This window comes from Paenibacillus sp. 11B (assembly GCF_030487755.1).
GTDB lineage: Bacteria > Bacillota > Bacilli > Paenibacillales > Paenibacillaceae > Paenibacillus > Paenibacillus vandeheii.
This window is the reverse complement of record NZ_JAUKNS010000002.1, coordinates 950,965-964,003: the sequence shown is the minus strand read 5'-3', so window position 1 is coordinate 964,003 and position 13,039 is coordinate 950,965. Positions and strand designations below refer to the sequence as shown.

At 46.0% G+C, this 13,039-nt stretch carries 16 protein-coding genes; all 16 read left to right on the top strand.

Features of this window, described 5'->3' with window-relative positions; genetic code table 11:
- The first annotated feature begins 19 nt into the window (after nucleotides 1-19).
- The 16 genes from Q0V21_RS12770 (at nucleotide 20) to rseP (ending at nucleotide 12,987) form a co-directional block, all read left to right on the top strand.
- A complete protein-coding gene (locus Q0V21_RS12770) occupies nucleotides 20-613 on the top strand; it encodes a chemotaxis protein CheC (RefSeq protein ID WP_094936499.1) in 594 nt (197 codons plus the stop codon).
- Nucleotides 606-1,103, top strand: coding sequence for a chemotaxis protein CheD (locus tag Q0V21_RS12765; RefSeq protein ID WP_024630236.1), 498 nt, complete (start codon nucleotides 606-608; stop codon nucleotides 1,101-1,103). Before Q0V21_RS12770 ends, Q0V21_RS12765 begins: the two co-directional genes overlap by 8 nt.
- Nucleotides 1,104-1,106: 3 nt before the next feature.
- Entirely contained in the window at nucleotides 1,107-1,550 is a 444-nt protein-coding gene (locus Q0V21_RS12760) for a hypothetical protein (protein ID WP_024630237.1), read from the top strand.
- 15 nt (nucleotides 1,551-1,565) lie between these two features.
- Nucleotides 1,566-2,354 carry a FliA/WhiG family RNA polymerase sigma factor gene (locus Q0V21_RS12755; protein WP_024630238.1) on the top strand — a complete coding sequence of 263 codons (789 nt, stop codon included), beginning with the start codon at nucleotides 1,566-1,568 and terminating at the stop codon, nucleotides 2,352-2,354.
- Between the two features lie 69 nt (nucleotides 2,355-2,423).
- The gene (locus tag Q0V21_RS12750) at nucleotides 2,424-3,833 is read left to right on the top strand and encodes a flagellar assembly protein A (RefSeq protein WP_301879236.1); all 1,410 of its coding nucleotides are present in this window, start codon (nucleotides 2,424-2,426) and stop codon (nucleotides 3,831-3,833) included.
- 52 nt (nucleotides 3,834-3,885) lie between these two features.
- Complete coding sequence (locus Q0V21_RS12745; protein ID WP_301879235.1) at nucleotides 3,886-4,200, top strand: hypothetical protein; 315 nt, start codon at nucleotides 3,886-3,888, stop codon at nucleotides 4,198-4,200.
- A 66-nt stretch (nucleotides 4,201-4,266) separates the two neighbouring features.
- Nucleotides 4,267-4,839: a DUF6115 domain-containing protein gene (locus tag Q0V21_RS12740; protein WP_079346946.1), complete on the top strand. Its 573-nt coding sequence runs from the start codon at nucleotides 4,267-4,269 to the stop codon at nucleotides 4,837-4,839.
- A 3-nt stretch (nucleotides 4,840-4,842) separates the two neighbouring features.
- Nucleotides 4,843-5,475: a hypothetical protein gene (locus Q0V21_RS12735; protein WP_301879234.1), complete on the top strand. Its 633-nt coding sequence runs from the start codon at nucleotides 4,843-4,845 to the stop codon at nucleotides 5,473-5,475.
- 274 nt (nucleotides 5,476-5,749) lie between these two features.
- Entirely contained in the window at nucleotides 5,750-6,448 is a 699-nt protein-coding gene (rpsB, locus tag Q0V21_RS12730; RefSeq protein ID WP_024630243.1) for a 30S ribosomal protein S2, read from the top strand.
- Between the two features lie 116 nt (nucleotides 6,449-6,564).
- The gene (gene tsf, locus Q0V21_RS12725; protein WP_024630244.1) at nucleotides 6,565-7,215 is read left to right on the top strand and encodes a translation elongation factor Ts; all 651 of its coding nucleotides are present in this window, start codon (nucleotides 6,565-6,567) and stop codon (nucleotides 7,213-7,215) included.
- Between the two features lie 229 nt (nucleotides 7,216-7,444).
- Entirely contained in the window at nucleotides 7,445-8,173 is a 729-nt protein-coding gene (gene pyrH, locus Q0V21_RS12720) for a UMP kinase (protein ID WP_024630245.1), read from the top strand.
- Nucleotides 8,173-8,727: a ribosome recycling factor gene (gene frr, locus Q0V21_RS12715; protein ID WP_024630246.1), complete on the top strand. Its 555-nt coding sequence runs from the start codon at nucleotides 8,173-8,175 to the stop codon at nucleotides 8,725-8,727. Before pyrH ends, frr begins: the two co-directional genes overlap by 1 nt.
- Before the next feature lie 89 nt (nucleotides 8,728-8,816).
- Nucleotides 8,817-9,584, top strand: coding sequence for an undecaprenyl pyrophosphate synthase (locus Q0V21_RS12710; RefSeq protein WP_285079510.1), 768 nt, complete (start codon nucleotides 8,817-8,819; stop codon nucleotides 9,582-9,584).
- Between the two features lie 16 nt (nucleotides 9,585-9,600).
- Nucleotides 9,601-10,395 (top strand): phosphatidate cytidylyltransferase, encoded by a 795-nt coding sequence (locus Q0V21_RS12705; RefSeq protein WP_024630248.1) that lies wholly within the window; start codon nucleotides 9,601-9,603, stop codon nucleotides 10,393-10,395.
- A gap of 67 nt (nucleotides 10,396-10,462) precedes the next feature.
- Entirely contained in the window at nucleotides 10,463-11,602 is a 1,140-nt protein-coding gene (locus tag Q0V21_RS12700; RefSeq protein WP_301879232.1) for a 1-deoxy-D-xylulose-5-phosphate reductoisomerase, read from the top strand.
- A 113-nt stretch (nucleotides 11,603-11,715) separates the two neighbouring features.
- Nucleotides 11,716-12,987, top strand: coding sequence for an RIP metalloprotease RseP (gene rseP, locus Q0V21_RS12695; RefSeq protein ID WP_079346938.1), 1,272 nt, complete (start codon nucleotides 11,716-11,718; stop codon nucleotides 12,985-12,987).
- Nucleotides 12,988-13,039 lie beyond the last annotated feature (52 nt).

The window sequence follows — 13,039 nt, the reverse complement described above, 5'->3', positions numbered from 1 at the left end:
CCGATTTGAGGGATTCCAAATGGATGTGCTCAAAGAGGTCGGTAACATTGGAGCAGGCAACGCCGCAACGGCGTTGTCTCAGCTTCTCAATAGACCGATTGACATGGGTGTACCTACAGTACAGATGCTTCCTTTTGAAGAAGTTGCTGAGAAAGTGGGCGGAGATGAACGTATTGTTGTTACCGTATTTCTTCGTGTTGAAGGCGAAGCACCAGGCAATCTCTTCTTTATGATGGCACCTGAGGCTGCCAAAATGCTGCTGAACCGGCTTGCCGGTTTTGATCTGAAGGAAGGTCTTGCATTCACGGAAATGGAACAATCTGCTCTGTCCGAAATCGGGAATATTCTGGCGGGTTCGTATCTTTCTTCTTTGGCAGATTTCACAAAACTAGCTATGTATCCGACCGTACCTGGACTTGCTATTGATATGGCTGGAGCCATTTTAAGTTATGGTTTGCTGCAGTTTGGTGAAATGGGCGACGATGCATTATTGATTGACACTTCTTTCTTTGAAGGCGAAGATCAGGTAGAGGGTCAATTTTTCCTGATTCCGGATCCGCCTTCATTTGCTAAGATATTTGAATCTTTAGGGGTGCCACTGGATCATGATTGAAGACAAAAGCGTCGTTAAAGTCGGTATGGCGGATTTGAACATTGCTCATCTTCCCGGCGTAATCCGTACGACTGGCTTGGGCTCTTGTGTGGGATTAACGATGTATGATCCGCATTTGAAGCTTGCCGGAATGGCGCATGTCATGCTCCCCACTTCAGAGATTGCTCGTGAAGGAACGTTGAACAAAGCCAAATATGCAGATACGGCATTGCCGGAATTGTTACAAAGAATGATACAACTCGGTGCCTCTCGTTCACGTATTGTGTCCAAAATGGCTGGAGGGTCTCAGATGTTTGCCTTCTCGGGGGCAGGGGATACGATGCGTATCGGACCGAGGAATGCGGATTCTTGTCGCGAATGGTTAGAGAAGCTTGGAATTCCACTTCTCGCCGAAGATACCGGTGGGAATTATGGACGAACGATTGAAATGGATTGTGAAACTGGACTTTTGACTATTCGAAGTGTCCAAATGGGTGTAAAGGAACTATAAGACATGATAGGAAACTACCGCATTAATCTTGGAGCAGGCATAGTCGGATTTATTCTGACTTTTTTTGTAGCATACAGCAGCAATGTGTTGATGACCAGTTTAATTCGCGGGTTGATCGGCTTTGTAGCCTGGTTTGTCCTTGCTTATGGTTTGCGCTGGGGACTGGGATTGCTGCTGAACCCTCAGGTAGAGGGGGATGAATATGGTTATGATTCACCGGGCGCTCAAGAACTAAGAGGTTCACAGGTGGACATTAAACTCGAAGACGATGGACAAGAGCTGAACGACTTGCTCAAACATGGACAGAACGCTTCCTCTGGGGAGAACCTTCCACCATCTGAGACGAAAGCTCCAACGGGATTTGCTCCTTTGGATCCGCCTAAACTTGTCCGGACCAAGGAGCCGGAGGAGTTGGCGCAGGCCGTTCGTCACCTGACAGACAAATAAGGAGGGTGAAAGCAATTGAACGAGCGTAAAGCTTCGCATTTGAACCACGCTGACCTGTGGGAAAAGTGGAAAGAACAAGGCGATCTTGAAGCCAAGAAAAGTTTGATCGAAAAGTATCTTCATATTGTAAACTATGTATCCGGGCGTTTGGCTGTCGGTCTGCCCAAAAATGTCCCGAAAGATGATCTGGAGAGCAATGGTGTCATGGGATTGATTGATGCACTGGAGAAATTCGACTATGAGCGTGGTCTGCAATTTGAAACGTACGCCTCCTGGCGGGTACGTGGTGCAATCCTTGACGGTTTACGACAGGGAGATTGGGTGCCTCGTTCCGTTCGGGAGAAAGCAAAGCGGATTGAAGATGCTTACCAGCAGTTAGAGCAGACATATTTGCGTTCCGTCAGTGATGAAGAAATGAGTCAGTATCTCGACGTGTCGACGAAAGACTTTCAACATATGCTTCAGGAAGTGGCAGTAATGTCGCTTTGCTCTCTAGAAGACCCGATTCGGGAAGAAGAGTCTGAGACTCGACTATCCTTAATGGTCGACGAAAAAGCTAAAAATCCGGATTATAAAGTCAATGAGTTCTATTTAAAAGAAGCTTTGGTGCAAGGGCTTGATAAATTGACGGTCAAAGAGAGAACGGTTGTTTCACTTTTATATTATGAAGATCTGTCTCTTAGTGAAATTGCTGAGGTCATGTCTCTTTCTCCGTCACGAATCTCTCAACTGCACTCAAAGGCCATCTTAAGGCTACGGGGAACACTGGATAAACAGAAAGACTTGCTTATGCGTAAAGATTAATAGTTGAATAGAAAGTGTGAATTTTAGGATTTTTGGGGAGTGGAAAGCCTAAAAGGGGGAAAAAATGCATTGACACAGCAGACTGTTTTGGAACAGTGTTTGAGCATTGTTTTATCAGATGATAAAAGTACGGCCTACCTTGAATTTTCCAAACAGGAAGAAGGTTTTGCCTGTACACCGGAGGAACTCGAACAATATGTAGCAAGTCAGGGCATTAAGTACGGTGTGCTGCGCGAAGCATTGCTTGTTTTTGTGAGTCGTCCTGAGATGTATGTGAAGGATCAATGCAAGATTGCGGAAGGGATTAAACCAGTACAGGGAACGGATGGATTCATCAAAGTACTGGTGGGCATGGACGATTCCAATGAACGGCGCCCTCTGGAAGCGGAAGACGGGAAAGTCGATTACAAAGAAGTGACTCGTTTAAACAATGTTCGAACAGGTCAAATCATTGCCGAACGTATTCCTCCTGTGGATGGCACGGTAGGTAAGGCTGTGACAGGTGAAGAGATCCCTTTTCGTCCCGGGAAAGAAGCCCGTTTCAAAGTTGGGAAAAACGTTGTCGTTAATCCGGAAGGAACTGCGATGTATGCTGCTCTGGATGGATTGGTTACCAAAACAGATGGCAACAAATTGAATGTGTTTCCTGTATACGAGATCAATGGCGATGTGGATTATAACATTGGTAACATCGATTTTGTGGGTACAGTTGTTATCCGAGGTAATGTGCTCACCGGTTTTAAAGTAAAAGCGGCGGGGGATATTCGTGTTGTCGGAGGTGTCGAGGGAGCGGAACTGGAAGCGGGAGGCTCTGTCGAAATTACCGGCGGTATTATTGGTTATAACAAAGGACTTGTACAAGCTGGACATAACGTGAAATGTACCTTTATTCAAGAAGGCAACGTCGATGCGGCGGAAAATGTTCTGGTATCCCAAAGTATTATGCACTCCACGATTCGTGCGGGAAATGCGGTAATCTGTGAAGGCACAAAAGGACTTATCGTTGGCGGGTCGATCCAGGCCGGTGAAAAAGTATCGGCACGTGTTGTTGGCAACAGCATGTCTACTGTGACATCCATTGAAGTTGGTGTATTACCTAAGCTGCGTAATGAGCTGAATGACTTGCGTAAGGAAGTCAGGGAACAGATGGATGCCTTGGATAAAACGAAAAAAGCTTTGACATTATTGGATCAGTTAGCTGCTGCTGGGCAATTAAGCCCGGATAAAATGTCAATGCGAATCAAACTGAGTGCTACACAAAAATCTGCCCTTCGTCTTAGCGAGGAAACGAAAATACGTATCTTTGAAATTGAAAAGGTGCTTGAAGATACAAGCAGGGCTCGCGTCGATATCCATAAGATGATTTATGGTGGCTCTAGAATAGTTATCGGCAGATACACCAAATTTATTAAAGATCCGATAAGTCGAATATCTTTTTATTATCATGATGGGGATATAACGATGGTTCCATTCGTTTAAGTACAGCATTCAAACACATGAAGAAATCCATTCGATACCGTGAGGTGAACGTATGAGTTTCAAAGCGGTTGAGTTGCAGATTGCCGTACCTAGAACAAGTGAGGCCGGGCGTTATCAGAGTGAAGCTCAGCAGAGACCGGTGACGGACCAGAACTTGCTGGCAGAACAAACGGCCAAAGAAGCAAATGAAGCAAGGCAACGAAGCGAGGCGCTGGATGAAACAGCACACACCAATGTACGCGATGGTCAGTCCAGAAACCAAGAGCAGCAGAGCGGCTCCAACGAAACGGAAGCGACTTCAACACTGGAAACTGTCAAACCTGCCGAGCATCCATACAAAGGAAAACATATTGACCTGTCGTTGTAATGGATGACATGTGACTCACATGTAGTCTTGAGCATCGATGGCTGCATTAAAAGGAGAGAACCCAATTTGTCACCATGGATCATTATTGTCATATTAGGAGCCTGCGCTATTGCATATGCGTTTATCATGCCCAAGAAAAACAAGGTGCAGGAGCCTGGGCATCACCTGGTGCAAGAGATGGAAACTACGCTTGAACATTATATGGCTGAGATCGAAAACGACAATGATGCTCTCATCCAGCGTGTTGCTGAGATGAAGGGTGAGGCGACGGCTGCAGATCAGCGTATGCAATCTCAGCTTCAGGAATTACAGCGGAGGCTGGATCAACTCGAAGAAAGTAAAACGACACAAACAGACATATCCTCCAATATAATTCCGGTACATAGCACAAGCGGATTGCAAGCTCAGGCGCTTGTAGACAGTGTGCGAGCTGATTTGTCCCAACAGGCATCAGAAACAGTGCAGCAGGCGACTGAGCAAGAATCTAAGCCTGTACGTGAATCCATTAAGGATCGATATGCAGAGCTGTTTAATTTATATGCCGAAGGAAAGTCAGTCGATGCCATTGCCAAGCAGACGGGGATACAACGTGGAGAAGTACAGCTGATTTTACAGCTGGCAGAACGGGAGGAGAGCTAAGAAATGGACAAGCGCTCCTTATGGATTGGACTTGGAAGTGGCATGATTGCTGGTGCGGTATTGCTGCAGCTTGCAACGGTTGGACAAAACGCATTGTCTGAGAGTAATCTTGACCCGGATGTAGCTACAGCCAACCTGACCATGGAACAGCTTGAAGCGGCGGCGAAGAGTATGGATATGAAGCTTGTAGCTTCCGATGATGAGCTGTATACAGAAACTGAGTGGGTAGCGAAGAAGAAACAGGAAAGTAGCGAACTGCAGGGGAAAACGGCAACGGCCCCCGAAGCGGCAAAGTCAGCTGAGGAACCGGAGCAACCCGAGAATCCACAGCAACCTGCCACCAATGAAAGCGGAAACCAGAACGAAGTCAATCAGCCCAAGACGACTGAGCCGTCAACGCCTAACAATCCTGAAGCTGCGGCTACAGTATCTTTCAAAGTACGTTCAGGCAACAGTCTGGCCATTGTGGCGGGTAATCTGGAGAAAGCCGGGATTGTCGATAGTGCACAAGCTTTCATAAAAGCTGGCAGGGCTGAACGAATTAATACCAAAATACAAGTAGGCACCTATGACCTGGAGAAGGGCGAAAGCTTCAAATCCATTATTGCCAAGATTACAAAAGAACCGTCAAACTGAGTGCGCTCAGAAGGACGGTTTTTTATTTATAGATTGTGACAGGTTTTGCACCGCTACTACGGATATGAACTTGTTTGAAAAGAGCACTTTTTTGTACAAGGCATTTTAGTTTGAAAGACTGTTGCATCAGGCAATCAGTTATGCTATATTAGATAACGGTGTTAAAACACACGCATGTGCTAATTTTGTTGAGGGTGCTTTCCTGATGGAGAGTCTTGGCGAAAAATGATGCCGGCGGAGGACACAATAAAACCATATTAGGAGGTGTGTGAAGATGGCAGTAATCTCCATGAAGCAGCTTCTCGAAGCTGGGGTACACTTCGGTCACCAAACTCGTCGTTGGAACCCAAAAATGGATCGTTATATCTTCACTGAAAGAAACGGAATTTATATCATTGACTTGCAAAAGACAGTGAAAAAAGTCGAAGAGGCTTACAACTTCGTTAAAGGAATCGCAGGAGAGAATGGTACAATTCTTTTCGTGGGTACGAAAAAACAAGCTCAAGATTCCGTTAAAGAAGAAGCTGAACGCGCTGGTCAATTCTACATTAACCAACGTTGGCTCGGCGGTACCCTGACTAACTTCTCAACTATTCAAAAACGTATTGATCGTTTGAAACAGTTGGAAGCTTGGGAAGAAGACGGTACTTTCGCTGTATTGCCTAAAAAAGAAGTAATCTTGCTTCGCAAAGAGAAAGATCGCCTGGAGAAATTCCTCGGCGGTATTAAAAATATGAAAGGCCTGCCAAGCGCCCTCTTCATCATCGATCCACGCAAAGAGCGTATCGCTGTTGCGGAAGCTCGCAAATTGGGTATCCCAATTGTAGGTATCGTTGATACAAACTGCGATCCGGACGAGATCGATTATGTTATCCCGGGTAACGACGACGCAATCCGCGCCGTTAAGCTGTTGACAGGTAAAATGGCTGATGCCGTTATCGAAGCTAACCAAGGCGAAGAAACTTCCGCTTAATAGATTCGAACATATCTAATGAATTAAATGAAAAGGGTGGTTGGTAGGTGGATAACCTCTCACTGCCCTTTTTTTAGAGTGTACGTACAATTACTTATTTTTGGAGGGAATTAATAATGGCAGTTAATGCGAGTGCAGTAAAAGAACTCCGTGAAAAAACGGGCGCAGGTATGCTCGATTGCAAAAAAGCACTGGAAGAAGCAAACGGTGACATCACGAAAGCAGCTGAATTGCTTCGTGAAAAAGGTCTGTCAGCAGCAGCAAGCAAAGCTGGCCGTGCAGCAACTGAAGGCGTTGTAGAATCTTATATCCACGCTGGTGGCCGTATTGGTGTACTGGTAGAAGTTAACTGTGAAACGGACTTCGTTGGTAAAACAGACCAATTCAAAGATTTCGTTAAGGACATCGCTATGCAAATCGCAGCAGCGAACCCGAAATTTGTCACTCGTGAAGAAGTTCCTACAGAAGAGCTGGAAAAAGAGAAAGAAATCCTGAAAGCTCAAGCTTTGAACGAAGGCAAACCGGAAAAAATCGTTGAAAAAATGGTTGAAGGCCGTATTGGTAAATATTACGAAGAATTCTGCCTGTTGGAGCAAACTTTTGTTAAAGATCCAGACAAAACGATCTCCCAACTGTTGAACGAAAAAGTTAGCCAAATCGGTGAAAACATCTCCATCCGTCGTTTCGTTCGTTACGAGCTGGGTGAAGGTCTTGAGAAAAAAGTAGACAACTTCGTAGAAGAAGTTATGTCCCAAGTAAACAAATAAGACGGTTTTCAAACCGGCAAGCAGAAATGATTTTCGAAGATATAAGAATGATGAAACTTCGAAGCGCTACTCCCTTATATCCCAGGAAAACAATGCCTTACCGGTTGAACGTTTTTCCTAAAAGAGCGGAACACAACTGTGTTCCTTTCTTTTTAAGCAGGAGGCCATGCGCGAGAAGTTTTGTTGGTTGAACGCCCAGGGTGTTCAATTCAAAGTGGAGGGTGAATAATTGGAACAGCCAGTATTTAAACGTGTTGTCTTAAAGGTCAGCGGAGAGTCTCTTTCCGGTCAAAACGGCTACGGTATTGATGCAGAGACGATCTCGTCGATTGCCCAGCAAGTAAAAGAAGTGGTTGAACTAGGTGTACAGGTTGCTATCGTATGTGGCGGCGGAAACATCTGGCGTGGAATTGCCGGTAGCGAAAACGGCATTGACAGAGCGACTGCGGATTATATGGGGATGCTGGCGACGGTTATGAACTCGCTCGCACTGCAAGATGCACTGGAACAGATTGAAGTGCCTACACGCGTACAGACATCAATTGCCATGCAACAAATCGCAGAGCCTTATATTCGTCGTAGAGCTATTCGTCATCTGGAGAAAGGCCGGGTCGTTATTTTTGCAGCAGGTACAGGTAACCCGTTCTTCTCCACCGATACAACAGCAGCACTGCGCGCAGCGGAGATCGAAGCAGAAGTCATCTTGATGGCCAAAAACAAAGTAGATGGTGTGTACTCAGCAGATCCGTTTAAGGACAGCACAGCTGTCAAGTTTGATCAGTTGACTTACATGGATATACTTAACAAAGATCTTGGTGTAATGGACTCAACGGCGTCCTCGCTTTGTAAGGACAACAACATTCCGTTGATCGTATTTGCCATTACGGAACAAGGTAACATCAAACGTGTTGTTCTTGGTGAACGCATCGGGACAATCGTTAAAGGGAGTGTAGATTAATGCCACAAGCGGTTAAAAAACATGCCGAAGAACGTATGGATAAAGCGATTCAAGCGTTACGACGTGATCTTGCCACTTTGCGTGCAGGTCGTGCAACTCCGGCTCTTCTCGACCGGATTCAAGTGGAGTATTACGGTGCAATGACTCCGCTCAACCAATTGGCTAATATCAGTACACCGGATTCCCGGACACTGATGATCCAGCCATGGGATAAATCCTCCATGGGGGACATTGAGCGTGCAATTATGAAATCCGATCTTGGCCTTACGCCAGCGAACGACGGAACAATGATTCGTCTGTCCATTCCAGCACTTACGGAAGAACGCAGACAAGAACTAGTGAAGTTGACGAAAAAGTTCGGTGAAGAAGGTAAAGTAGCCATTCGTAATATTCGCCGTGATGCGAATGATGATATTAAAAAAATGGAGAAGTCAGACATTTCCGAGGACGAGTCCCGGAGACATCAAGACGACATCCAAAAATCGACCGACAAGTTTATTGCTGAAGTCGATAAGGTACTCGCTGCCAAAGAAAAAGAAATCATGGAAGTGTAAGACAAGCGCAGCCCCTCCAATACGGTGGGGTTTTGTCTCTTTTTCCAAGCTTCAGGTGAAGAAACTTCAGGGATTTTGGAGGAACAGGAATGATCAAACGGGTTCGGTCGTGGTGGAATGGGGCTGACAAGCAGGAAACGCTGACTATATCCGAGGATAATATCCCGCAGCACGTCGCCATCATTATGGACGGCAATGGACGATGGGCGAAACGTTTGGGTCTCCCGCGAATAGCTGGCCATCAGAATGGGATGAAGGCGGTCAAACGTGCGACCATCGCGGCGGATGAACTGGGCATCAAATATCTGACGATGTACGCTTTTTCGACAGAAAACTGGACGCGTCCAAAAGAAGAAGTGGATTTTCTGATGCGGCTTCCGCAAGAATTTTTGGCGATAGAGCTGGATGAACTTATAGAAAAAAATGTACGCATTCGTATGATGGGCCAGGAGGAGCATTTGCCTTCACATACCATTAATGCTTTGCGTGAAGCTATACGTCTTACGGAACATAACACAGGGCTTGTTTTGAATTTTGCAATGAACTACGGAAGTCGTCGCGAAATGACAGAATGTGTCAAACAGATTGCTCTGCAGGTAAAGTCGGGGGAACTATCGGCAGAGGATATTACGCCTGAACTCATTGACAAACATATGCTCACTGGGGATATGCCTGATCCGGATTTGCTGATCCGGACGAGTGGAGAGTTGAGATTAAGCAATTTCATGCTTTGGCAGCTTGCATATAGCGAATTATGGTTTACGGATATATACTGGCCCGAATTTGGCAAAAAGCATTTGCTTGAAGCAGTAGCCGAATATCAGCGCAGAACAAGGCGTTACGGCGGTTTGAAATAGATGGAGGATGAAGCCGTTGAAACAGCGATTAACGACTGGAATCATAGCAGGTGTGTTGTTTTTGGGTTTTTGCATGCTGGGCGGACCCTGGTACCATGGTTTGGTATTGCTTATGGCTCTCATCGGTTATTATGAATTTGTGAAAATGACCGGGGTACAGCCTTTTTCAGGTGTAGCCCTAATCGGTTATGCAGGTATCTTTGCAATTGTATTTCCTTGGGAAATGGTTTGGGAAGCCAGACCGCTAACGTTATTCCAGATTGGCTGGATTGTGATGCTGGTTTTAATGACAGCCTCTGTTGTAACTAAAAATAAGATTTCTGTGAACACAGTAGCTATGCTCTTTCTGGGAGTAATGTACATTGGAATCGGTTTTTATTACATTGCAGAATCGAGACATTTGCATCATGGATTGTTCTGGACATTCCTGCTGTTAGGTTCCATATGGGCAAGTGATGCTGGTGCCTATTTTGTTGGAAAACTGATCGGAAAGAACAAATTGTGGCCCTCGATTAGTCCTAACAAAACAGTAGAGGGTGCGCTCGGCGGGATAGTAATCGCGGTAGTCACTTCTGTTGTTTTTGCATGGGTGTCAGACGGGTTGTTGTCTTGGCAAAGAGCGGTATGGATTGGGATTGCATGCGCGGTTGTGGGACAGATGGGAGATCTGATCCAATCTGCTTACAAACGTGTGTATAACATCAAAGATTCCGGCACTCTGCTCCCGGGGCATGGCGGTATTCTGGATCGGTGCGACAGCTGGATTGTCGTTTTTCCATTCGTACATATACTAATGCTTTTGCCCTATTAAAGATGAGCACAAGCCACATGACGAGATGTTCGTCATAGGCATTGGATAAATAAAGATGAGGTGCGGCATGAAAAAAATTGCGATTCTCGGGTCAACGGGTTCCATTGGAACCCAGACACTGGATGTAGTCGATATGCATCCCGAACGCTTTCAAGTAGAGGGACTTGCTGCTGGGGGCAATATAGAACTGCTGATTGAACAAGCGAAGCGCTACCGGCCCAAAAAGGTATCCGTTGGCTCGAAAGAGCTGGCCGAAATCGTGGCTCCGCACTTACCTGCTGAAACGCAGCTTTTTTATGGTAAAGAAGGACTGGTGGAAGTTGCTGCCGGAACGGATGCAGATACGGTTGTTACTGCTGTAATGGGGAGTGTTGGGCTTGAGTCAACCCTGGCTGCTATTGATGCAGGCAAACAGATTGGGCTGGCTAATAAGGAGACTCTAATTACAGCGGGACACATTGTTACTGCCAGAGCGGCTGCAAAAGGGGTACCGATTCTGCCTGTAGATAGTGAGCACTCGGCTATCTTTCAATGCCTGAATGGAGAGCCTCGTGAACGTGTGATGGGAATTACGCTTACGGCCTCTGGAGGATCTTTCCGTCATTTGACTCGTGAACAGTTAAAGGAAGTTACCGTGGAAGATGCGCTCAAACATCCGAATTGGTCCATGGGCTCGAAGATTACGATAGACTCGGCGACGATGGTGAATAAAGGCCTGGAAGTTATTGAAGCGCATTGGCTGTTTGGTCTAAGTTATGATCAGATTGATGTGTTGCTACACCCGGAGAGCATCATTCATTCCTACGTGGAGTTTAATGATACGAGTATTATTGCGCAGCTTGGCAATCCGGACATGCGTGTTCCCATTCAGTATGCACTTACTTATCCTGACCGCTTGCCTTCACCTGCGAAACGTCTATCCTTAGCGCAAGCGAGCGAGCTGCATTTCCGTGAGATGGATATGGAACGGTTCCCTTGTTTAAGAATGGCGTACGAGTGTGGTAAAATGGGAGGAACCGCAACAACGGCGTTTAATGCAGCCAACGAGGTTGCCGTAGCCCGCTTCTTGCGTAAAGAGATTTCGTTCCTTAAAATAGAGGATATTATTGCTTCTGTGCTGGAAGCACACCGCAATGTGGACAAGCCTGATCTGGAGGAAATCGCAAGATGTGATCAGGAGAGCCGTCAATTTGCGTTCAGTCTTTGATCTCTTTTTTCAAGATAAAATGGAAGAAGTGATTCTCTTGTGCGGCATCAGAGAATAATGATAATCTAAAGGGACAGACTGCGGTTCGTGCCGTGAAGGAGGATGGATAGGGATTGGAAACCATACAAGTGGTATTTCTAACGGTGCTCATGTTCTTTGTCATCGTGACGGTTCATGAATGGGGACATTATTATTTTGCCAAACGCGCCGGTATTCTTGTACGGGAATTTGCGATCGGTTTTGGTCCCAAATTGTTCTCATATAAAAGAAACGAGACCCAGTTTACACTGCGTTTGCTGCCTTTTGGCGGATATGCACGTATGGCTGGGGAAGACCCGGAACTGGTAGAGATTCAAGAAGGTCAGACCATTGCAGTAAGAGCTGCTGATGACCAAGTCAAAATGATCTACCTCGATCAATTGGATAACCGAAAAAATGTAATTCGTGGTGAAGTGATCTCCATAGATATGGAGACTGCGTTGAAATTGCAACTCGATGTGGATGGCGAAATTCAGCAGTACCGGATACATCCGCAAGCGATGTTAGTAAGTCGAGGCAAACAAACCCAGATTGCACCGAAAGATCGCCAATTTGGCAGTAAAACGGTGGGGCAGCGGGCCCTGGCTATTTTTGCCGGACCACTCATGAATTTCATCCTGGCATTTGTGTTGTTTGCCGTATATGCGCAAATGGCAGGCGTTGTCGTTGAAAATCCGCAAAATCTGGAAATTGGTGAAGTGCTTGAAGGTGGAGCCGCCGACCAGGCGAATTTGCAAAAGGGAGATATCATTGAAACAATCAATGGTACTGCTATTGGTACAGATTCGCAAAAAATGGTGACGATGATTGCTGATTCCAAAGACAAACCGATGGAATGGACGCTGCGTCGGGGAAATGAAACGTTTAATATAACGATTACACCTCGTGCCGTAGAAGGACAAGAAGGCGGGAAAGTAGGAATTGTACCAACGTTACCAACCCGATCCGTTGGATTTGTAGAAACCTTCAAGGTGTCAGGGATAGCGATGGTCGATACAACCAAAGTGATCTTTGAGGGCTTCAAGCACTTGATCAATCAGTTTAACATGGATGATATTGGTGGTCCTGTGCGTACTTTTGAAGTTACAGGCCAAATTGCGAAGCAGGGGATCGAGCAGTTGACGAGATGGGCAGCTATCTTGAGTCTGTACCTCGGTATTTTCAACCTGTTGCCAATTCCGGCGCTGGATGGAAGCCGTCTTGTATTCCTCGGAATTGAAGGGCTGCGGGGCAGACCCGTTGACCCTAACCGTGAAGGTATGGTTCACTTTGTCGGCTTCGCCATGTTGTTTGTACTGATGCTGGCAGTAACATATAATGATATATTACGATTAATTAACGGATAATTATGGTTTGACTAGCTCTGACTATTCAGAGCTAGTCGTTATGGGAGGACGC

Excerpts from the sequence above, each read along its gene's own strand:
- Q0V21_RS12760 (WP_024630237.1), top strand. The coding sequence starts at position 1,107 with ATGATAGGAAACTACCGCATTAATCTTGGAGCAGGCATAGTCGGATTT.
- Q0V21_RS12735 (WP_301879234.1), top strand. The coding sequence starts at position 4,843 with ATGGACAAGCGCTCCTTATGGATTGGACTTGGAAGTGGCATGATTGCT.
- rpsB (WP_024630243.1), top strand. The coding sequence starts at position 5,750 with ATGGCAGTAATCTCCATGAAGCAGCTTCTCGAAGCTGGGGTACACTTC.
- Q0V21_RS12770 (WP_094936499.1), top strand. The coding sequence starts at position 20 with ATGGATGTGCTCAAAGAGGTCGGTAACATTGGAGCAGGCAACGCCGCA.
- frr (WP_024630246.1), top strand. The coding sequence starts at position 8,173 with ATGCCACAAGCGGTTAAAAAACATGCCGAAGAACGTATGGATAAAGCG.
- Q0V21_RS12710 (WP_285079510.1), top strand. The coding sequence starts at position 8,817 with ATGATCAAACGGGTTCGGTCGTGGTGGAATGGGGCTGACAAGCAGGAA.
- Q0V21_RS12765 (WP_024630236.1), top strand. The coding sequence starts at position 606 with ATGATTGAAGACAAAAGCGTCGTTAAAGTCGGTATGGCGGATTTGAAC.
- tsf (WP_024630244.1), top strand. The coding sequence starts at position 6,565 with ATGGCAGTTAATGCGAGTGCAGTAAAAGAACTCCGTGAAAAAACGGGC.
- Q0V21_RS12745 (WP_301879235.1), top strand. The coding sequence starts at position 3,886 with ATGAGTTTCAAAGCGGTTGAGTTGCAGATTGCCGTACCTAGAACAAGT.
- Q0V21_RS12700 (WP_301879232.1), top strand. The coding sequence starts at position 10,463 with ATGAAAAAAATTGCGATTCTCGGGTCAACGGGTTCCATTGGAACCCAG.